Origin of the sequence: Kitasatospora sp. NBC_00240, assembly GCF_026342405.1 — a bacterium.
GTDB lineage: Bacteria > Actinomycetota > Actinomycetes > Streptomycetales > Streptomycetaceae > Kitasatospora.
Genome location: NZ_JAPEMU010000001.1, coordinates 6,578,953 through 6,599,410, shown reverse-complemented (window position 1 = coordinate 6,599,410; position 20,458 = coordinate 6,578,953). Strand labels below are relative to the sequence as shown.

Annotated in this window: 17 protein-coding genes and 1 pseudogene; 11 read left to right on the top strand and 7 right to left on the bottom strand. The window is 74.0% G+C overall.

Features of this window, described 5'->3' with window-relative positions; all coding sequences use genetic code 11:
• The first annotated feature begins 24 nt into the window (after positions 1-24).
• Both OG689_RS28235 and OG689_RS28230 read left to right on the top strand, forming a co-directional pair.
• A complete protein-coding gene (locus tag OG689_RS28235; protein WP_266323668.1) occupies positions 25-2,436 on the top strand; it encodes a Dyp-type peroxidase in 2,412 nt (803 codons plus the stop codon).
• Between the two features lie 398 nt (positions 2,437-2,834).
• Positions 2,835-4,049, top strand: coding sequence for an alpha/beta hydrolase (locus tag OG689_RS28230; protein ID WP_266323667.1), 1,215 nt, complete (start codon positions 2,835-2,837; stop codon positions 4,047-4,049).
• 48 nt (positions 4,050-4,097) lie between these two features.
• On the opposite strand, the gene OG689_RS28225 is transcribed toward OG689_RS28230, so the two are convergent.
• Positions 4,098-5,126 (bottom strand): WYL domain-containing protein, encoded by a 1,029-nt coding sequence (locus OG689_RS28225; protein ID WP_266323666.1) that lies wholly within the window; start codon positions 5,124-5,126, stop codon positions 4,098-4,100.
• A gap of 96 nt (positions 5,127-5,222) precedes the next feature.
• On the opposite strand from OG689_RS28225, the gene OG689_RS28220 reads away from it, so the two are divergent.
• Positions 5,223-5,798, top strand: a complete 576-nt coding sequence (locus tag OG689_RS28220) for a TIGR03086 family metal-binding protein (protein WP_266323665.1) — start codon at positions 5,223-5,225, stop codon at positions 5,796-5,798.
• 72 nt (positions 5,799-5,870) lie between these two features.
• On the opposite strand, the gene OG689_RS28215 is transcribed toward OG689_RS28220, so the two are convergent.
• Complete coding sequence (locus tag OG689_RS28215) at positions 5,871-6,875, bottom strand: aldo/keto reductase (protein ID WP_266323664.1); 1,005 nt, start codon at positions 6,873-6,875, stop codon at positions 5,871-5,873.
• A gap of 197 nt (positions 6,876-7,072) precedes the next feature.
• Positions 7,073-7,579, bottom strand: a pseudogene (locus OG689_RS28210) (MerR family transcriptional regulator); the annotation flags it as partial.
• 106 nt (positions 7,580-7,685) lie between these two features.
• On the opposite strand from OG689_RS28210, the gene OG689_RS28205 reads away from it, so the two are divergent.
• A complete protein-coding gene (locus tag OG689_RS28205; RefSeq protein WP_266323663.1) occupies positions 7,686-8,519 on the top strand; it encodes a serine hydrolase domain-containing protein in 834 nt (277 codons plus the stop codon).
• Between the two features lie 70 nt (positions 8,520-8,589).
• Here OG689_RS28205 and OG689_RS28200 read toward each other — a convergent pair whose 3' ends face one another.
• Positions 8,590-9,366 (bottom strand): pirin family protein, encoded by a 777-nt coding sequence (locus OG689_RS28200; RefSeq protein ID WP_266323662.1) that lies wholly within the window; start codon positions 9,364-9,366, stop codon positions 8,590-8,592.
• A gap of 304 nt (positions 9,367-9,670) precedes the next feature.
• Here OG689_RS28200 and OG689_RS28195 point away from each other — a divergent pair, with 304 nt between their 5' ends.
• From OG689_RS28195 to fabF, 5 genes are all read left to right on the top strand, one after another.
• Positions 9,671-10,846, top strand: coding sequence for a helix-turn-helix domain-containing protein (locus tag OG689_RS28195; RefSeq protein ID WP_323189389.1), 1,176 nt, complete (start codon positions 9,671-9,673; stop codon positions 10,844-10,846).
• A 90-nt stretch (positions 10,847-10,936) separates the two neighbouring features.
• Entirely contained in the window at positions 10,937-11,896 is a 960-nt protein-coding gene (locus tag OG689_RS28190; RefSeq protein WP_266323661.1) for an ACP S-malonyltransferase, read from the top strand.
• Positions 11,893-12,924, top strand: a complete 1,032-nt coding sequence (locus OG689_RS28185) for a beta-ketoacyl-ACP synthase III (protein ID WP_266323660.1) — start codon at positions 11,893-11,895, stop codon at positions 12,922-12,924. Before OG689_RS28190 ends, OG689_RS28185 begins: the two co-directional genes overlap by 4 nt.
• Before the next feature lie 92 nt (positions 12,925-13,016).
• Entirely contained in the window at positions 13,017-13,262 is a 246-nt protein-coding gene (locus OG689_RS28180) for an acyl carrier protein (protein WP_073927573.1), read from the top strand.
• Between the two features lie 156 nt (positions 13,263-13,418).
• The gene (fabF, locus tag OG689_RS28175) at positions 13,419-14,684 is read left to right on the top strand and encodes a beta-ketoacyl-ACP synthase II (RefSeq protein ID WP_266323659.1); all 1,266 of its coding nucleotides are present in this window, start codon (positions 13,419-13,421) and stop codon (positions 14,682-14,684) included.
• Between the two features lie 205 nt (positions 14,685-14,889).
• Here the strand turns inward: fabF and OG689_RS28170 are convergent, their stop codons facing one another.
• Together OG689_RS28170 and OG689_RS28165 are read right to left on the bottom strand one after the other, a co-directional pair.
• Positions 14,890-15,384 carry a DUF3145 domain-containing protein gene (locus OG689_RS28170; RefSeq protein ID WP_266323658.1) on the bottom strand — a complete coding sequence of 165 codons (495 nt, stop codon included), beginning with the start codon at positions 15,382-15,384 and terminating at the stop codon, positions 14,890-14,892.
• 388 nt (positions 15,385-15,772) lie between these two features.
• Positions 15,773-16,798, bottom strand: coding sequence for an NADP-dependent oxidoreductase (locus OG689_RS28165; RefSeq protein ID WP_266323657.1), 1,026 nt, complete (start codon positions 16,796-16,798; stop codon positions 15,773-15,775).
• A 151-nt stretch (positions 16,799-16,949) separates the two neighbouring features.
• On the opposite strand from OG689_RS28165, the gene OG689_RS28160 reads away from it, so the two are divergent.
• Together OG689_RS28160 and OG689_RS28155 are read left to right on the top strand one after the other, a co-directional pair.
• Positions 16,950-17,465 carry a MarR family transcriptional regulator gene (locus OG689_RS28160; RefSeq protein ID WP_266323656.1) on the top strand — a complete coding sequence of 172 codons (516 nt, stop codon included), beginning with the start codon at positions 16,950-16,952 and terminating at the stop codon, positions 17,463-17,465.
• A gap of 222 nt (positions 17,466-17,687) precedes the next feature.
• Positions 17,688-19,328, top strand: a complete 1,641-nt coding sequence (locus tag OG689_RS28155; protein ID WP_266323655.1) for an LCP family protein — start codon at positions 17,688-17,690, stop codon at positions 19,326-19,328.
• A gap of 116 nt (positions 19,329-19,444) precedes the next feature.
• On the opposite strand, the gene OG689_RS28150 is transcribed toward OG689_RS28155, so the two are convergent.
• Positions 19,445-20,437 carry an NADP-dependent oxidoreductase gene (locus OG689_RS28150; protein ID WP_266323654.1) on the bottom strand — a complete coding sequence of 331 codons (993 nt, stop codon included), beginning with the start codon at positions 20,435-20,437 and terminating at the stop codon, positions 19,445-19,447.
• Between the last annotated feature and the right edge of the window lie 21 nt (positions 20,438-20,458).

Below are 20,458 nucleotides of genomic sequence, written 5' to 3'. Positions count from 1 at the left end.
ACCCCGCCCCTTGGGAGGGCACGCATGCCGACCGATCTGAGACTGCGCGAGAGCGACGAGATCCAGGGCGACATCATCGCCGGATTCAAGAAGGACCATGTCACCCTGCTGTTCCTGAAGTTCGAGGACGCCCCCAGGGCCCGGGCCTGGCTCCGGACCCTCATCCCCAAGATCGCCACCACCCGTCAGGTGGCCACCTTCAACGAGGCGTTCAGCGCCGCCCGCAGGGCCGGCGGCGGCGACGACCCCAAGTCGCTCAAGGCCGTCTGGACGGGCGTCACCTTCACCTTCCCGGGCCTCGCCGTGCTGATCGGCCGCGACCCGTACGAGAACCCGCCGCTCGGCGGGACCTTGCAGGCCTTCCAGGAAGGCTCCCGCCTGCGGGCCGGCGCGCTCGGCGACACCGGCGACAGCTCCCCCGACAACTGGCTGTTCGGCAACGGCCGGACCCAGCCGGTGCACGCGGTGCTCACCGTGGCCGCCGACACCCCGGCGGACCTGCAGGCCGCCGTGACCGCCCAGCGGGACGCGGCCGCCGAGGCCCGGATCGTGATCGTCTTCCAGCAGAACGCCGCCACCCTGACGGGCACCCGGCGCGGCAAGGAGCACTTCGGCTTCAAGGACGGGGTCAGCGAGCCCGGTGTGCTCGGCTTCGACCCGCCCTCCGAGACGAACCCGGAGGAGGTCAAGGGCCACCCCGGCACCCGGCTGGTCCCGGCCGGCCACTTCGTGATCGGCGAGCCGGTGGCCGGCGGCGGCACCGGAGACCTCCCCGACTGGGCGAAGAACGGCTCCTTCCAGGTGGTCCGCCGGCTGGCCCAGGACGTCCCGGGCTGGTGGGCCCAGGTCGCCGTCCAGCTCAAGATCCTCAAGGAGGCCAAGGCCGTCCCGGCGGACGTCGGCACCGAGTGGTTCGCCGCCCGGCTGGTCGGCCGCTGGCGCTCCGGCGCCCCCGTCTGCAAACACCCGGACGCCGACGTGCCGTTCGACCCCACGGCCTCCAACGACAACGACTTCGGCTTCGCGGACGACCCGGACGGCCTGCTCACCCCGCTGTTCTCGCACCTGCGCAAGACCAGCCCGCGCGACGGCCTGGTCGTGCAGCCCGGCACCGCGCCGATCCCCGCCGAGAACCTGGACAGCAAGCGCATCATGCGCCGCGGCGCCCCGTACGGGCAGCCCTTCGACCCGGCCTCGGAGGGGCCGGGCGGGCCGGACGACCCGCGCGGCCTGCTCTTCGTCAGCTACCAGTCCGACATCGCCGAGCAGTTCGAGTTCATCCAGACCGCCTGGATCGACGACGTGGACTTCCCGCCCGGACGGGACCCGCTGCCCGGCGGCGACCCGATGGTCGGGCTGGACTGCCCGGTCAGCTACGAGAGCCGGGCCGCCGGCGGCGAGCGGCGGACCACGGCACTGAGCTTCAAGCAGTTCGTCCGGACGGAGGGTTCGGTCTACGCCTTCGCCCCGTCCCTCGGCCTGCTGCGCGGTCTCGCCGACGGCAGCCTCACCCAGCAGGCCGCCCCCGCGACCCAGCTGCCGGGCACCGGCGGCGCCCAGACGGGTACCGGCGGGACGCAGCAGCCCGGCACCGGCGGCACCCCGACAGGCAGCGGCGGGACACAGCAGCCGGACACCGGCGCCCAGCAGCCCGGCACCGCCCAGCCGGGCGGCCAGCAGCAGCCCAAGCCCCCGGCGCTGGTCGTCGACGAGTTCCTGGCGGTGCCCGACCGGCAGCGCCAGGGCGGCGTCAGCGAGCACTGGGTGTTCCGGCAGGGCCGGTACCGCAAGGTGTCGGTGGCCGACGGCAGCCACCAGGACGCCCTGCTGAAGGGCGACGGGGCGATCGGCGGCTGGGACGGGCTGCAGGGCGTGAGCCGGGTCGACGCCGTCCTGCCGATCCCCGGCAAGCAGCGGGTCGGTGGCCGGAGCAAGTACTGGTTCTTCCACACCGTCGGCGGCAAGCAGGTCTACCGGGGCGTCTCGATCACCGACGGCGACGCGCACACCGACACCCTGGACCACTCCGACCGCAGCCTGGCCCGGTGGGGCTCGCTGGCGGGCGTCGGCCAGGTCGACGCCTTCCTCCCGGTGCCGGACCTGCAGGGCATCGGCGGCAAGAGCTGGTACTGGGTGTTCCACAGCACCGGCGGCAGGCAGGCCTACCGGCTGATCTCGGTCTTCGACAGCGGCCTGCACATGGACGCGCTGGAGCGCTCGGACCGGGAGCTGAGCGCCTGGGTGTCACTCGAAGGCGTCACCCGGGTCGACAGCTTCCTGGCCGTGCCGGACCGTCAGCGCACCGGCGGCAAGAGCGAGTTCTGGGTTTTCCACCAGGACAGGTACCGCAGGATCTCGGTCGCCGACGGCAGCGGGCACCCGGACCGACTCGAACAGGCGGACCGCAGCGCCGGCAGCTGGACCTCGCTGGCCTGACCCGGACCGGCCGGGGCCTCGGGCACCCCGGCCGGGCCGGCCACCTGGACACCGGCGCCGAGGCCCACCCCCGCCGAGGGCCTGCCGAAATCCCCGATCGGGGCGCTGACCTGCGCCGGCGCACCCGGCGGCCGCGCCGGGCGGATGCCGCGACCGCCGGGCGCCCGGACGGCGACGCGCGCGGGTGGATCACCGGACAACCGGCGCGGCGCCCCGCCGAAACTCCGGGTTCAGCCCGGCGATACGGGGAGGTCGGGTCGGCATGTGACCCATCCCACAGTTTGGGGCTCGCCCATCGCTCCTCCCGACCACCTACGCTTGCCGGAGCAGTAGGCAGTCGTACCACCTCCGGGCCCCGCCCGCAGTGACGGTCACGGGTCCCCGAGGGAGTTGACGCCATGCGCCGAAGGCGTTGGAAGCGTGTACTGATCGGTGCCTTCGCGGGCTGCGCGGTCCTCGTGGACGCCGGAGCGGCCGCCGCCCAGGCCGCCGCCTCCACCGAACAGGTCGCCATCGCGACACCCCCGGCCGGCAGCGCCGCCTGGGTGCAGGACCACTCCCTCGGGCGCGCCCTCCCCGACCCGGCCACCACCTCGGCCGGCACCGTCGCCACCTTCTTCGCCTCGCTGAAGCCCGCCGAGCTGGACCGGCTGCTCACCGAATACCCGCTGGTGGTCGGCAACTTCGACGGCGCCCCGCTGGACGTCCGCTACCGCGCCAACCGGCTGGCCGTCGCCGCCGAGCGCGAACGCGCCCGGGCCCGGGCCGCCGACCACTCGCTGGACTCCGCCGACCGCGCGCTGGCCCTCTCGCGCGCCAACGACTGCGACCACCTGCTGCAGGCCGGCCGGCAGATCCTGGCCTTCGACCCGCGCGGCCGCGGCCTGGTCAGCGAGGTGTTCGGCGACCTCGCCCACGCCCGGCGGATCTCCGTCCTGGTCCCCGGCTCGGACGCCGACCTCGGCCACCACGACCAGGCTTCCGAGCCGCTGCGCTCCCCCGCCGGGATGGCCCGCGCGCTGCTCGCCGAGGAGCAGCGCCAAGCTCCCGACACGGTGAGCGCGGTGGTGGCCTGGACGGGCTATGTCACCCCCTCCGGCCTCGGCCCGGACGCCGTCACCTCGCGGCTCGCCGACGTCGCGGCCCCCCGCCTGGAGCGACTGCTCGGCGGCCTCAAGGAGACCACCTCCCCGGCCGCCCCGCCGGCCCTGTTCTGCCACTCGTACGGCTCGGTGGTCTGCGGGATCGCCGCACCGGACATCCCGCCCGCCACCGGCGCGGACGGCGAACCGGCCGGGATCACCGACGTGGTGGTGTTCGGCAGCCCGGGCATGGGCGTGGAGAGCGCGGCCGAGCTGGGCGGCGGTGTCCAGGTCTGGGCGACCCGCAATCCCACCGACTGGATCGGCAACGTGCCGTACCTGGAGTTCGGCGGGCTCGGCCACGGCGCCGACCCGACCGGCGCCGGCTTCGGCGCCGAGGAGATCTCCTCGGCCGGGGCGGCCGGCCACAACGGGTACCTGACGACGGGCACCCACAGCCTGCAGAACTTCGCCTCGATCGCGCTCGGCCACTACCGGGCGGTCAGCCACACCCTGGCAACGGAGAGCTGAGCGGCCGGGGCTCCGACCCCGCCCACGCCACCGGTCACCGGTCACCGGTCACCGACCGGCGTCCTCCCGCTGCGCCCCGAGGGCCGCGTCCGTCCCCGCCGGACCGGGCGCCGCCGCGTCCCGCCCGTAGAGCCGCACCGCCTCGGCGGCCGCCAGGGCCAGCTCCCGGCGGGCCTCGGGCGGGGAGTGCACCTCGACGTCCGCGCCGAAGGCCAGCAGCGCACGGACGGCCGGCACCGCCCGGAATCCCATCACCAGCTCGGTCCACTCGCCCGCCGGGGCTGGCGGCGGCGCCGCCAGCAGGGCGCCGTGGATCCGGACGAACATGTCCAACCGCTCCCGGCGGACCCTCAGCCGTACCGTCACCTCGACCGGCAGCCGCTCCACCCGCTCCCGCAACCCGGCCCAGGCCTCGCCCAGGGTGATTCCCGGCCGGTGGCGCACCGGCTCCTCCAAGGTCTCGGCCGCCAGCGCGCGGTCGGCCCGGAAGAGCCGCGGCTCGCCGGCCAGATCGGCCACCAGGTACCAGACGCCGGCCTTGCTCACCAGGCCGTACGGATCGACGGTGTACTCGGCCGGCCCGGCGGCGCCGCTGTGCCGGTAGAGCAGCCGCAGCCTGCGGTCGGCGAACACGGCCCGCTGGAGCTCGCCCAGGTCGGTGGCGGTGTCCGGGCCGGTCCGCATCCAGCGCGCGGGGTCGACCAGGACGCGTTCGCTGGTCCGCTCGGCGGCCGGGCGGTGCGGGGCGGGCAGCGCGGCCATCACCTTGCGCAGGGCGGAGCCGAGCGCGCCGTCCAGCCCGAGCGCTCGGTGCGCGCCCTCGGCGGCCAGCACGAACAGCGCCCGGGCCTCGTCGCCGGTCAGGCCGGTCACATCGGTGCGGTAGCCGGGCAGCAGGGTGACGCCGCCGTGCCGCCCGCGCTCGGTGTAGACCGGCACGCCGGCCGCGGAGAGCGCCTCGACGTCCCGGTAGACGGTCCGGACGGACACCTCCAGCCGGTCGGCCAGCTCGCCGGCGGTCACCCGTCCGCGGGTCTGGAGCAGCAGCAGGATCGACAACAGCCGGTCGGCTTTCATGGCGTCGAGAATGCCAGGAAAACCTGACGGCGGGTGTCAGGTTTTCCCGGGAGGGTGGGTCCCGAAGCAGAGACCCGCTCATCGCATGGAGATCAGATGGACCTGTCCCAGGACCCCCGCCCGCTGTACCGGCTCGCGCTCGGCCAGTTGGAGAAGCTGCTCGCCGAGGTGACCCCCGAGGCCCTCGGCAACGCCACCCCGTGCACCGAGTTCGACCTCCGGGAGCTGCTGAGCCACACCGTCGGCGGCGTGCACCGGATCGCCTACATCGGGGAGGGCGGCCGGGCCCAGGACGTGGCGGCCGCCTGCGGCGACATCGAGGACGACGAGTGGCCCGCCGCCTTCGGGCGGGCCCGCGCCCGGGTGACGGCCGCCTGGGCCGAGGACGCCAAGCTGGACCGGCCGAGTGTGGCCCCCTGGGGCGAGGTGCCGGGCCGGGGCGCCCTGGGCGGCTACGTGATGGAGGCGGTCACGCACTCCTGGGACATCGCCCGGGCGCTCGACAGCACCCTCCCGCTGGACGACGGCCTGGCCCTGGCCGCGCTGGGGATCGCCGAGGCCGTGCTGCCCGCCGACATCCGCGGCTTCGTCCCGTTCGGCGAGGTCCGGCCCGTCCCGGCGGACGCGGCGCCCTACGCCCGGCTGGCCGGCTGGCTCGGCCGGGAGGCCTGAGCGCGGCGCCGGCGAGCGACGGGCCGGGCCCGGGTGGAACGGCAGGCGGCCGTTCCACCCGGCCCGGACGGGCTACTCGCGCCCGGCCGAGGTGAACGACATGTCGGCGTACCGGCTGCCGGCGACCCGGGCCGCGATCGGCTCCAGCTCGGCGAGCTCCTCGGCGGTCAGCCGCAGGGTGGCGGCGGCGGTGTTCTCCGCCAGCCGGCTCCGTCGGCGGGTGCCCGGGATCGGCACCACCGGCAGGCCGTGCACCTCGACACGCTGGTGCACCCAGGCCAGGGCGACCTGCGCGGCGCCGACCTCGCGGGCGGCGGCGATCTTCAGGATCGGCTCCACCAGCAGGGCGTTGCCCTCGGCGTTCGGGCCGCTGAACTGCGGGTGCCGGCGCCGGTAGTCCCCCTGCGAGAGCTCCTCGGCGGCGGTGAACGCGCCGGTCAGGAAGCCCCGGCCGAGCGGCGAGTACGGCACGAAGGCGACCCCGAGCTCGGCGGCGGCGGGGACGGCCGTGCGCTCGACGTCCCGGGAGAAGATCGACCACTCGGACTGCAGGGCGGCGATCGGGTGCACGGCGTGCGCCTCCCGCAGCTCGGCGCCGGTGACCTCGGAGAGACCGAGGTGGCGCACCTTGCCGGCCTGCACCAGCTCGGCCATCGCGCCGACCGACTCGGCGAACGGGACGGCCGGGTCGCGGCGGTGCATGTAGTAGAGGTCGATGACGTCCACGCCGAGCCGGCGCAGCGAGGCGTCGACGGCGAGCCGGATGTAGGCCGGGTCGTTGCGCACACCGCGCCAGGCCGGGTCGTCCTCGCGCCGCTCGATGGCGAACTTGGTGGCCAGCACCACGCGATCGCGGTTGGCGCGGACGAACGGGCCGATCAGCTCCTCGTTGTGCCCGGCGCCGTAGATGTCGGCGGTGTCGAACAGGGTGACGCCGAGGTCGAGGGCGGCGTCCAGGGTGGCGAGCGCCTCGGGGGTGTCGGTCGGACCGTAGAACTCGCTCATGCCCATGCAGCCGAGGCCTTGGACGCCGACGACGGGGCCGGTACTGCCGAGCTTGGTGGTGGGGATGGTCATGCGCTCTGTTTCCTCTGCTTGCTCGGGGCCCGGGTGCGGGAGGCCTGCGCCCTGACGGGGGCCGGCTCCGGGTCGGGGGCCTGTGCTGGAACGGGGGCCTGTGCTGGAACGGGGTGCCGGGTCCGGGACGCCGGGCGCCGTGCTCCCGCCGGGTCCGGCCCGGCCGGGGGCTCGCGCAGCACCGCGGGGTCCTGGGTGCCGGAGTAGAGATCGATCTTGTGGTCGAGGACGGCCAGCGTCGCGTGCAGGTCGGCGAGCCGCTGCCGCACCTCCTCCCGGTGGGTGACCAGCAGGTCGCGCCGCTCGGCGAAGGTGTCTTCGCCGAGTCGGGCCAGTTCGACGTACCGGAGCATGTCGGCGACCGACATGCCGGTGAGCCGCAGCCTGCTGAGGAAGCCCAGCCGGGCGAGGTCGCCGTCGTTGTAGCGGCGCTGGCCGGCATAGGTGCGGTCGACCGGGTCCAGCAGGCCGATCCGCTCGTACCAGCGCAGGGTGTGGGCGGTGAGGCCGGTGGCCGCCGCCACCTCGCTGATGGTGTGCCGTGGGGTCCGGTCCGGGGTGCTGTCCGGTGCGGCGTACGCCTCGGCGCAGCTGCGCGGCCGGCTGCCGGCCGGGTCGGCGGCGGGGCCGGCGGCCTGGGTCTGCAGGCAGGCCGCCGCCGCGCGGGCGGGCGGTGCGTCGGCGGCCGGAGTGAGTGTGGTCATGGGCTGGACCCCCTGGTGTGCGGTAACTACGACGCTAGTGAGTTGGAGCGCACTCCAAGCAAGCCTCGCACGCGGGCTCCCGGGGGAACTGGCTAGAGTCGGGCCCATGCAGAGCTTGCGGATGATCGAGGACTGGCCGGTTACCAACGCGGCGACGGCCGTGGTGCGCGGCGCGGACGGCGCGCTGCTGGGCGAGAACGGGCCGCAGGAGCACCCGTTCCCGCTGGCGTCGGTGACCAAGCTGCTCAGCGCGTACGCGGTGCTGGTCGCGGTCGAGGAGGGCGTCTTCGAGCTGGACGACCCGGCGGGCCCGGACGGGTCCACGGTGCGTCATCTGCTGGCCCACACCTCCGGCCTGGCCTTCGACGAGCAGCGGACCATGGCGGCGCCGGGCACCCGGCGGCTGTACTCCAACGCCGGCTTCGACGTGCTCGCCGATACCCTGGCGAAGGCGTCCGGCATCCCGTTCGCGCAGTACGTGGCGGAGGCGGTGTTCCAGCCGCTCGGCATGGCGGCCTCGTACCTGGACACCGGGCACCGTTCGCCGGCCGGCGCCGGCGGCGTCTCCACGGTGGCCGACCTGGTCCGGTTCACCACCGAGCTGCAGGCGCCGCGCCTGCTGGACCGCTCGACCGTCGAGACCGCCACCCGTTTCGTCGCCTTCCCCGGGCTGAGCGGCGTACTGCCGGGCTTCGGGCACCGCAAGCCCAACGACTGGGGCCTGGGCTTCGAGATCCGCGGCGAGAAGGCCCCGCACTGGACGGGCAGCACCAGCTCGCCGGCGACGTTCGGTCATTTCGGGCAGTCCGGGACCTTCCTGTGGGTCGACCCGACCGCGGGGGTGGCGTGCGTCGCCCTCACCGACCGCGACTTCGGCCCGTGGGCGGCCGAGGCCTGGCCGGCCTTCACCGACGCCGTGCTGGACGAGCTGGACGGCTGAGCCCGCCCGGGCCCCGACGGGCGACGGGCTCCGGGCGACGGGCTCCGGGCGACGGACGCCGGCCCGGCGGTCAGCCGTACGAGAGGGGCGAGTGCATCTCCCAGAGCAGCAGCTCGGCGCCGTGCTCGCCGGCCGTCGGGTCGGCGAAGGCGTCGCCGCTGATCCGGGCACTGTCGCCGGGCTCCATCGAACGCCCGCCGCCCTGCGGGCCCCGGACGGTACGGAAGCCCAGCGAGCCCGCCGTCAGGTGCGCGTAGCGGTACTCCGCGGCGGGCAGCTCGGGCAGCGGCAGCCAGGGGCCGGCCGTGACCAGCCAGAGCGCGGCGTCCGAACGGCGCAACCGCAGGGCCGGCGAGCCGGCGTCGCGGGCGAGGCCGGAGGCCAGCAGCGTCAACCCGCCGACGTCCGGTTCCACCCTGCGCAGCCCGTACACGGGCGGCGCGTCGAAGACGTCCGGCTGGAGCCACATCTGGACGAAGCGGACGGGCACCTCGGCGCCGCCCACGTTGCGCTCGGTGTGGGTGACGCCGGAGCCGGCGCCGAGGTGCTGCACCATGCCGGGGCGCACCACTCCGCTGTGGCCGTCGCTGTCGCGGTGGGCGAGCGCGCCCTCCAGCACCACGGTGACGATCTCGGTGTCGCGGTGGCGGTGCTCGTCGAAGCCGGCGCCGGGCGCGAGCCGTTCCTCGTTGCAGGCCAGCAGGGCGCCGAAGTGGGTGTTCCTCGGGTCGTAGTGCCCGGAGAAGGAGAACGCGTGCCTGGTCTCGATGCCGGTCGCCGGGGTCGAGAGGTACCGCTCGGCGGTGCGGCGCAGGTCGGTTCGGGGGCGGATGGCTGCGTCGGTCACGGGCCCCACGGTAGCCGGTGAGATCGCTCCCACCGGGCCGGATCGGAGGGGCTGTGCACGAGCGGCCACCCGGGTGAGGCAGTCTTGTCCTGTGCCAGCCGCCTCCGCGAACGCCAAGAACGACCAGTCCGACACGCCCGACGACGCCGACGACGCGGCGCAGCCCGCCGCGCCGGGCGCCGCCGGGACCGGAGCAACCAGATCCGCAGCGGCCCGGTCCGGCGCGGCCGCGAAGGGCGGCCGGGCCGCCGCCGCGCCGCGTGCGGGTCGGGCCGGACCTCGGTTGACCGCGCAGGAGCGCAAACTGGCGGCCGACCGCGCCGAGCGGCGGACCGCGACCCTGAAACGGCTGGAGAAGTCCTCGGGCAAGCTGGCCTCGGCCGCGATCGCCCGGATGGACGACCAGCTCGGCTGGTACCGGCGGATGCCGCCGGAGCACCGGTCCTGGATCGGCCTGGTCGCGCAGGCGGGCATCGCCGCCTTCACCGAGTGGTACCGGCACCCGGACGCGCCGCAGGCGATCTCCACCGACGTCTTCGGCACCGCGCCGCGCGAGCTGACCAGGGCCATCACGCTGCGTCAGACCGTCGAGCTGATCCGCACCACCATCGAGGTGATGGAGGAGGCCATCGAGGAGGTGGCCGCCCCCGGCGACGAGGCCGACATGCGCGAGTCGGTGCTCGTGTACGCCCGGGAGATCGCCTTCGCCACCGCGCAGGTCTACGCCCAGGCGGCGGAGGCGCGCGGGGCCTGGGACGCCCGGCTGGAGGCGCTGGTCGTCAACTCGCTGCTCTCCGGTGACGCGGACGAGGGTGTGCTGTCCCGGGCGGCCGCGCTCGGCTGGGGCCAGCCGAGCCAGGTCCGGGTGGTGATGGGCAGCGCGCCGGACGGGGACAGCGAGCTGGTGGTGGAGGCGATCCGACGGGCCGCCAGGTACGCCAAGCTGCACGTCCTGACGGGTGTGCTGGGCAAGCGCCTGGTGGTGGTGGTCGGCGGCGACAAGGAGCCGGTCCACGCGGCCCGGGCGCTGATCGGCCAGTTCGCGCCCGGCCCGGTGGTGGTCGGCCCGACCGTCGGCGACCTGCTGTCGGCGACCAGGTCGGCGCACGCGGCGGCGGCCGGTCTGCGGGCCTGCGCGGCCTGGCCGGACGCCCCGCGCCCGGTCCTGGCGGACGACCTGCTGCCGGAGCGCGCGCTCGCCGGGGACAAGGCCGCCCGCCGCCAGCTGGTGGAGGAGATCTACACACCGCTGGACGAGGCGGGATCGGCGCTGCTGGAAACGCTGAGTGTGTACCTGGAGCAGGCGTCCTCGCTGGAGGGCGCCGCCCGGATGCTCTTCGTCCACCCCAACACGGTGCGCTACCGGCTCCGACGTGTGACTGACGTCACGGGCTATGCTCCCTCCGACGTACGGTCGGCCTTCACGCTGCGCATCGCACTCGCACTGGGCCGGCTCGGCACGGTCGGGGAGCAGAACTGACAGCGCTGTAGGGACTCCACAATCCCGCGTGCTTTTCTTCGTTACCGTCGCCTACCCGCCCCCGGGCTCCTGGCAAGAGAGGCTTGAACCGTGCTCGTAATCGTCGCCCCTGGACAGGGTGCCCAGACTCCCGGATTCCTCAGCCCCTGGCTGGAGGTGGACGGCGTCGCCGACCGCCTGCGCGGCTGGTCCGACGTCGCCGGGCTCGACCTGGTGCGCTTCGGAACCGAGGCCTCCGAGGAGGAGATCAAGGACACCGCGGTGGCCCAGCCGCTGCTGGTCGCCGCCGGCCTGGTGACCGCCCGCGCGCTCTTCCCGGACGAGGACCTCGCCCGTGAGGTCGTCGGCGCGGTGGCCGGCCACAGCGTCGGTGAGATCACCGCCGCCGCCGGCGCCGGTGTGCTCAGCGCACACGACGCGCTGACCTTTGTCCGTGAGCGGAGCCTGGGGATGGCCGAGGCCGCCGCGGCCACCGCGACCGGCATGGCCGCCCTGCTCGGCGGGGACCCGGAGGCGGTCGCCGCCAAGCTCGCCGAGCACGGCCTGACCGCGGCCAACAACAACGGCGGCGGGCAGATCGTCGCGGCCGGCACGCTGGCCCAGCTGGAGGCCCTCAAGGCCGACCCGCCGGCCGGCACCCGGCTGATCCCGCTGAAGGTGGCGGGGGCCTTCCACACCGAGCACATGGCCCCGGGCGTGCGGCGCCTCGCCGAGTTGGCGCCGACCCTGAAGGTCTCCGACCCGGCCGTGGCGTACGTCTCCAACCGGGACGGCGAGGTCGTGCAGTCCGGCGCCGAGGTGCTGGACCGGCTGGTGTCGCAGGTCTCGAACCCGGTCCGCTGGGACCTCTGCATGGAGACCCTCCAGCAGCTGGGCGCCACCGCCGTGATCGAGCTCTCGCCGGCCGGCACCCTCACCAACCTGGTCAAGCGCAACGTCAAGGGTGTCGCGACGCTGGCCCTGAAGACCCCTGCCGATCTCGACAAGGCTCGTGCGCTGGTGGCCGAGCACGGTGCCCACGCGTCCGGCGGTCAGGAGCAGAACGCATGACCACCCCACAGATCCGGCCCGCCACCGGCGCGGCGTTCTCGCGCATCCTCGGTGTCGGCGGATACCGCCCGGTCCGGGTGATCCCGAACTCCGAGGTGCTGAACTGGATCGACTCCTCCGACGAGTGGATCCGCAGCCGCAGCGGGATCGCCGAGCGCCGCTGGGCCGGCCCGGAGGAGAGCGTCGCCGAGATGTCGGTGCAGGCCGCCGGCAAGGCGATCGCGCAGTCCGGGATCTCGGCGGAGCAGATCGGCGGCGTGATCGTCGCGACCGTCTCGCACCTCAAGCAGACCCCGGCCATCGCCACCGAGATCGCCCAGCGGCTCGGCTGCGGGACGGCCCCGGCCTTCGACATCTCCGCGGCCTGCGCCGGCTTCGGCTACGGCCTGGGCCTGGCGGACGGCATGATCCGCGGCGGCAGCGCCGAGTACGTGCTGGTGATCGGTGTCGAGCGGCTCAGCGACCTGACCGACACCTCGGACCGCTCGACCGCCTTCATCTTCGGTGACGGCGCGGGCGCGGTCATCGTCGGCCCGTCCGACACGCCGGGGATCGGCAAGGTCATCTGGGGCTCGGACGGCTCCCAGCGGGACGTCATCTCGCAGACCCAGGCCTGGGACACCGCCTTCGCCAAGCAGGACGCCGTCAACGGCGTCGGCGAGGAGCAGAAGTGGCCGGCCCTGCGGATGGACGGCCAGCCGGTCTTCCGCTGGGCGGTCTGGGAGATGGCCAAGGTGGCCCAGCAGGCGCTGGACGCCGCCGGGATCACCGCCGACCAGCTCGGTGCGTTCATCCCGCACCAGGCCAACATGCGGATCACCGATGCCATGATCAAGGCGCTCAAGCTCCCCGCGTCGGTACCGGTGGCCCGCGACATCGCCGAGACCGGCAACACCTCGGCGGCCTCCATCCCGCTGGCGATGGAACGCATGCTGGAGAGCGGTGAAGCCCGGAGCGGCGACCTTGCCCTGATCATCGGGTTCGGGGCGGGTCTGGTCTACGCGGCGGCAGTCGTTACGCTCCCCTAGGCACACCGCTGAACCCGCTGTACCCGCTGTACCCAATGAACCTGCGGCCGCCCGCCGGGCCGTCGCATCTACACCGAAGAGGAGCAGCCACCATGGCTACCACCAAGGACGAGGTCCTGGAAGGTCTCGCTGAGATCGTCAACGAGATCGCCGGTATCCCGGCCGAGGACGTCGAGCTGGACAAGTCCTTCACGGACGACCTGGACGTCGACTCGCTGTCCATGGTCGAGGTCGTCGTGGCCGCCGAGGAGCGGTTCGACGTCAAGATCCCGGACGACGAGGTCAAGAACCTGAAGACCGTCGGCGACGCCGTGGACTACATCCTCGCCAACGCCTGAGCACTGGTCACCACCTCCGGCCCGGTCGACCCGACCGGATCGCCCGGTGCGACCGCCTGAAAGACCGGCCGGGGCCCTGCGCCTCCGCGTAGCGCCCCGGCCGGGCTCCACCCCCGGCGCCGCCGAACCCCCGCCACACGTGAGAGAGAAAAACCAGTGACCGCTGAAAACCGCACCGTGGTCGTCACGGGTATCGGCGCCTTCACGCCGCTGGGCCGCGACGCCGCCTCCACCTGGGAGGGCCTGCTCGCCGGCCGTTCCGGCGTCGGCGTCCTGACCGAGGAGTGGGCGGCCGACCTCCCCGTACGGATCGCCGCCCGCACCGCCGTCGAGCCGGGCGAGATCCTGCCCCGTCCGCTGGCCCGCAAGCTGGACCGCTCGGCGCAGTTCGCACTGATCGCGGCCCGCGAGGCCTGGGCCGACGCCGGCTACGAGACCCCCGCCACCGATGACTCCTCCAAGCTCGCCCCGGAGCGCCTGGGCGCCGTGATCGCCTCCGGCATCGGCGGCGTGACCACCCTTCTCGACCAGTACGACGTGCTGAAGGAGAAGGGCGTCCGCAAGGTCTCCCCGCACACCGTCCCGATGCTGATGCCCAACTCCCCGGCGGCCAACGTCGGCCTGGAGGTCGGCGCTCGCGCGGGCGTGCACACCCCTGTCTCCGCCTGTGCCTCCGGCGCCGAGGCGATCGGCTACGCGATCGAGATGATCCGCAGCGGCCGCGCCGACGTGGTGGTGGCCGGCGGCACCGAGGCGGCGATCCACCCGCTGCCGATCGTGGCCTTCGCCAACATGATGGCCATGTCCAAGAACAACGACGAGCCGCAGCGCGCCTCGCGCCCGTACGACAAGGGCCGGGACGGCTTCGTGCTGGGCGAGGGCGCGGGCGTGGTCGTGCTGGAGTCCGCCGAGCACGCCGCCGCGCGCGGTGCCCGGGTCTACGCCGAGGCGATCGGCCAGGGCCTGTCCTCGGACGCCCACCACATCGCGCAGCCGGAGCCGACCGGCGCCGGTGTGGCCCGCGCGCTGGCCGACCTGTTCGACCGCAACCAGCTGGACAAGGCCGAGATCGTGCACGTCAACGCGCACGCCACCTCGACCCCGCAGGGTGACGTCGCGGAGCTGAAGGCCCTGCGCAAGGAGCTCGGCGAGCACCTGGACCACATCGCCGTCTCGGCCACCAAGTCGATGACCGGCCACCTGCTGGGCGGCGCCGGCGGCATCGAGACCGTCGCGACCGTGCTGGCGCTGTACCACCGGCTGGCCCCGCCGACCATCAACCTGGACGACAAGGACGACGAGGTCGACGCGGACGTGGTGACCGGCGAGCCGCGCAAGCTCCCCGAGGGCCCGATCGCGGCGCTGAACAACTCGTTCGGCTTCGGCGGCCACAACGTGGTGCTGGCCTTCCGCAGCGTCTGAACCACGGGGCGTCCCTGACGCCGCCGACATGCGAGTGGGGCCGGTGCCCGGGTGGGCACCGGCCCCACTGGCGTGTCGGGTGGCGGGGCGTGTCCAGCTCCACTGGCGTGTCCGGTGGCGGGGCGGCTCCGCGGCCGGGCGCCCAGGTGCCCGGACCGGCTCGACTCCGCCCGGCCCGCGGCGCCCCGACCCGGACGGGCCGGACTCAGACCACCTGGTGCAACCAGCGCACCGGCGCGCCCTCGCCCGCGTAGCGGAACGGCTCCAGTTCGTCGTCCCAGGGCTTGCCGAGCAGCTGGGAGATCTCCGCCTCCAGGTCGCTGCCCTCGTTGCGGGCCCGCAGCAGGACGGCGCGCAGTCTGTCCTCCGGGATCAGGATGTCGCCGTGGATGCCGGTCACGGCGTGGAAGATGCCGAGGCCGGGCGTACTGCTGTAGCGCTCGCCCTCGGCGGTCGCGCAGGGCTCGCTGGTCACTTCGTACCGCATCAGCTGCCAGCCGCGCAGGGCGGAGGCGAGCTTCGACGCGGTGCCGGGCTCCCCCTGCCAGGAGAACTCGGCACGCCAGTGGCCGGGTGCGGCCGGCTGGCGGATCCAGTCGAGGCTCACCCGCACACCGAGCACGCCCGCCACCGCCCACTCGACGTGCGGGCACAGCGCGCGGGGCGCTGAGTGGATGTACAGGACTCCACGTGTCGTCACCGGGACCTCCAGGCTGTGGACGAGGGTCGCCTTCCCCAGCTGCCTCGTGCCTGCAGGTGATCCACAGTTACCCAAGTTAGGCGACATTAAGCCACTAAATTGAGCAAAACGGACAGGCTTTCACTCAATGTTAGTCGGATCCTCAACGAGGTCCACCCCTCGATCGGATCTCTCCCCCGAACGGCCCCATGAGAGGGCGGGACCACCGTACCGCGCTGCCCCCCACCTCGGGTGACGCTCTTTCGGATCCGGCCGGGATGCGGTAGTGCGCCGCCTCGGCCAGCGCCCGTACGCAAACTGCCCCGCCGACCCGGAGGGGTCGGCGGGGCAGTTGACGCGGCACCAGACCGGCTCAGGACGAGCGCCGGAACCGGGGGGACGGGCCGGGTCAGGGGGCGAGCCGGACCACCATCTTGCCGGTGTTGCCGCCGCGCAGCAGGCCGATGAAGGCGTCGGCGGCGTGCTCCACGCCGTCCACCACCGTCTCGTCGTAGTGGAGGCTGCCGTCGCGCAGCCAGCCCGCCACCTCGGCGGTGAACCGGGGCTGCAGTGCGGCGTGGTCGCGCACCAGCAGGCCCTCCAGGCGCAGCCGCTTGCCGATGGCGAGCGCCAGGTTGCGCGGGCCGGTCGGGGCGGAGGTGTCGTTGTACTGGGCGATCGCACCGCAGAGCACGGCCCGGCCGTGCACGTTCAGCGCCCAGATCGCCGCCTCCAGGTGCTCGCCGCCGACGTTGTCGAAGTAGACGTCGATGCCCTCGGGCGCGGCCTTCTCCAGCTGCTCGCGGACCGGGCCGTCCTTGTAGTTGAAGGCGGCGTCGAAGCCGTAGTCGTCGACCAGCGTGGCGACCTTCTCCGCCGAGCCGGCCGAGCCGACCACCCGGGAGGCGCCCTTCAGCCTGGCGATCTGGCCGACCAGCGAGCCGACCGCACCGGCCGCGCCGGAGACGAAGACCCGGTCGCCCTCCTTGAGTTCCGCCACCGCGAGCAGGCCGGCATAGGCGGTCAGGCCGGGCATGCCGAGCACGCCCAGGTAGTAGGAGAGCGGCGCCGCCTCGGCGTCCACCTTGACGGCGTGCCCGGCGTCCAGGGTGGCGTACTCGCGCCAGCCGAGCCCGTGCAGCACGGCGTCGCCGACGGCGAAGCCCTCGGCCTGCGAGGCGACCACCCGGCCGACCGCGCCGCCGTCCATCACCTCGCCGAGCCCGAACGGCGGTACGTAGGACTTGACGTCGTTCATCCGGCCCCGCATGTAGGGGTCGACCGAGAGGTACTCGTTGCGGACCAGGATCTGGCCCGGCCCGGGCTGCCGGACCGGCGCCTCGACCAGCGCGAAGTCCGCCGGGGTCGGCCAGCCCTGGGGGCGGGCGGCGAGGTGCCACTCACGGGCGACGGTGGGCGCTGCCTGCTCTGCCATCGATCTCTCCTTGCGATTGCGGTGGGTCCGCCCGGGGGCGGCGTTGAGGGTCCCTCCCCCGGTTTGTCGACCCACCTGAAAGGTTGAGCCGGTAAAGCAATCGTGGACATGAAAGGTTCATGTTGTCAAATGTTCAGGTAGACTGGTCGGCATGGACACCCAGCCGACCGAGGTCATCGCCCCGCAGCCGACCGATGCGATCACCCGCGAGGTCGTCGACCTCATGGCGAACCTGGTCGCGCTCTTCCACCGCGAGTACGAGGAGGCCGCCGCCGCCCGCTCGCTCACCGGCGCCCAGGCCAAGGTGCTCGCCCTGCTCCGCCGCGGCCCGATGCCGATGCGGCACATCGCCCAGACGCTCAGCTGCGAACCGTCCAACATCACCGGCATCGTCGACCGGCTGGAGTCCCGCGGCTTCGTCACCCGGGAGGCCGACCAGCACGACCGCCGGGTCAAGCTGGTCGCCGCCACCGAGGCCGGCTCCGACGCGTCCGAGGAGCTGCGCGAGTCGCTGAACTTCGCCCGCGAGCCACTGGCCGCCCTGGGCGCCGACGAGCGGGCGACGCTCCGCGACCTGCTGCGCCGGATGCTCGACGGCGTCGGCCCGCACGCGCCGGCCGACGCCGCGGCGACCGCGCCCACCACCCCCGCCGCCCCGACCGCCTGACCGCCCGTCGGGCCGCCCGTCGGGCCGCCCCGGCACGGTACGGGCACGCCCGGCCCACCGCCCCCGGGGCGAACCGGGGCGAAACCGACCGCCGGGCGTGAGACGTGTCACACCGCCCGATCGGATCGCCTGCGGGTGTAACCGAACGTTCTCCCGAAGCGTCTTACCCATGAGACCAGACCACCGGCCCCGGCCGGCGGCCACAGAGAGAGCACAGGGGCGATGACCGATCCCACGAACGGCCGTACCGACGGCCGGCGCAGCGGCACGCCCCGGCGCCGGCGGCTCGCCCGTACGGCCATCGGGCTCACCGCCGTCCTGGTGCTCTCCGTCGCCGGCGCGGGCGCCTGGTTCTACCACCGGCTCGACACCAACATCAGCACCTTCGACCCGGGCGGCGTCGCCACCAGCCGCCCGCCGGCCCCGGTGCCCGTGTCGCCGGGGGCCAGGCTGCCGGTGAACGTGCTGGTCCTCGGGTCCGACACCCGCGAGGGCGGCAACGACGAACTCGGCGGCGGCGACGTCGGCGTGGGCCACTCCGACACCGCGATCCTGCTGCACGTCTACGCGGACCACAAGCACGCCGTCGGGGTCTCGATACCCCGCGACACCCTGGTCACCATCCCGTCCTGCAAGCTGTCGAACGGCCGGTGGACGACCCCGCGCACCAACCAGATGTTCAACGAGGCCTTCACCGTCGGTCAGTTCCCCGACGGCAACCCGGCCTGCACCCAGAACACCGTGGAGGCGCTGACGGGCCTTCGGATCGACCACACCATCGTGGTGGACTTCCGGGGCGTGGCCGCGATGACCGAGGCCATCAACGGGGTCGACATATGCGTCCCCAACGATGTGAACTCCCACGACATCCACCTGAAGAAGGGCCCGCAGAAGATATCCGGGCAGCCGGCCGTCGACTTCCTCCGGGCCCGCTACGGGTTCGGCGACAACTCGGACATCGGCCGGATGAAGCGTCAGCAGGCCTTCCTCTCCTCGATGATCAAGAAGGTCCAGGGCCAGGGCTTCTCACTGCCGACCCTGCTGCCGCTCGCCGACGCCGCCACCCGGTCGCTGACCGTGGACGAGGGCCTGGGCACCGCGATGAAGCTGGTCGACTTCACCCAGTCGCTGCAGAACATCAAGCTCGCCGACATCACCTTCGTCACCACCCCCTGGCGCTTCGCCGGCGACCGGGTCGCCCTGGTCCACCCCGACGTGGACACCCTCTGGGCCCTGCTGCGCCAGGACCGCACGCTCGACGGCCGGCCGACCGGCCAGGGCGACCCGGCCACCTCGCCCACCGCCGCCCCGACCGTCCCCGGAGCCCCGGCCGACAGCAGCGCGGCGGCCACCGCTGCGGCCGCGTCGCCCGCTGCCGCCGGTGCCCCGAGCGCCCCGGCGGCTCCCGCGACGACCGCCCCGGCCGCCACGACCGCCACGACCGCCACGACCGCCACGACCGCCGTCACCGTGCCGATCGTGGTCGTCAACGGGACGAAGACGGCCGGACTGGCGGGCCGCGCCGCCGACACCCTCCGGGCCAAGGGCTACCAGGACGTCACCCTCGACGCCGGCGGCGGTGGCCGGCTCACCACCGAGATCGCCTACCCGGCGGCCCAGCAGGCCGCCGCCGAGCAGCTGGCCGCGCTCTTCCCGGGCGCCCGGCTGGTCGCCGAGAGCGGCGCCGACAGCGTGGTGATCACCCTCGGCCGGAACTACGAGCCGGGCGCTGTGAGCCCGACCGGCGGCGCCACCGGCGGCCCGAGCGCGTCGAGCACCATCCCGTCGACCATCCCGACCGGTATCGCCGACAACGCGCGGACGGCCGACACCGACCCCTGCGCCAACCTCACCTTCGGCTGACCCGGCCCCGCGCCGACGCCGCCTTCCGCAGACCCGGCCTTCCGCAGACCCGGCCTTCCGCAGACCCGGTCGCGGCCGGCCCGCACCCCCGTGACGGGCCGGCCGCGGCCGGTGGCTCACCAGTCCTCGGCCACCCGCAGGACGATCTTGCCCTGGAGGTGGCCGCGCTCGGCCCGCTGGTGGGCCTCGGCCGCCCGGGCCAGCGGGAAGACGCTGTCCACCCCCACCTGGACCAGCCCCTGGTCGATCAGCCCCACCAGCTCGGCCAGTTGGGCCCCGTCCGAGTGCACCTGGCCGGACCGGAAGTCGATGCCGAGCCGCTGCGCGCGCTCCCGGTGGTACTCGCCCAGGAAGACCGGGCTGATCGTGCCGCCCCGGCGGACCACCGGCAGGAGGCGATGGGCGTCCGGGCCGCCGACGGTGTCGACGAGGTGGTCGACGTCCCGCACCACGTCCTCGACGGGCGTGGCGGTGTAGTCGACGAACCGGTCGGCGCCGAGGCCGGCCAGGAACTCCCGGTGCCGGGTCGAGGCGACCCCGACCACCTCCGCGCCGAGGACCTTGGCCAACTGGACGGTGAAGTGGCCGACCCCGCCCGCCGCGCCGTTGACCAGCACCGTCCGCCCCTTGCCGTCCCCCGGCCCGAGGCCGAGGTGGTCGTACAGGAACTGGTACGCGGTGAGCCCGGCCATCGGCACCCCCGCCGCCCGGACGTGGTCGAGCCCGGCCGGCTTGCGCGCCAGGTCGGTCACCGGCGCGGTCGCGTACTGCGCGTACCCCTCGCCGCGGCCGCCCCGCGAAGGGAACCGGACCAGACCGAGGACGGCCTCGCCCACCGACCAGCCGGTGACGTCCGGGCCGAGCGCCACGATCTCGCCGGAGATGTCGGACCCCGGGGTGAAGGGCAGCGACAGCGCCACCCGGATCGCCTCGGGGATGTTCGCGAAGCCCGTCCGCCCGTACCAGTCCGGCGGGTTGACGCCCGCCGCGTGGACCCGGACGAGCACCTCGCCCGGCCCCGGCCGGGGGACGGGCACCTTCTCGTACCGCAGTTCCTCCGGGCCGCCGAAGGCATGCACCCGGACAGCCATCATCGTTGCTCCGGCCATTTCTCCCCCTTGGTCACAGCC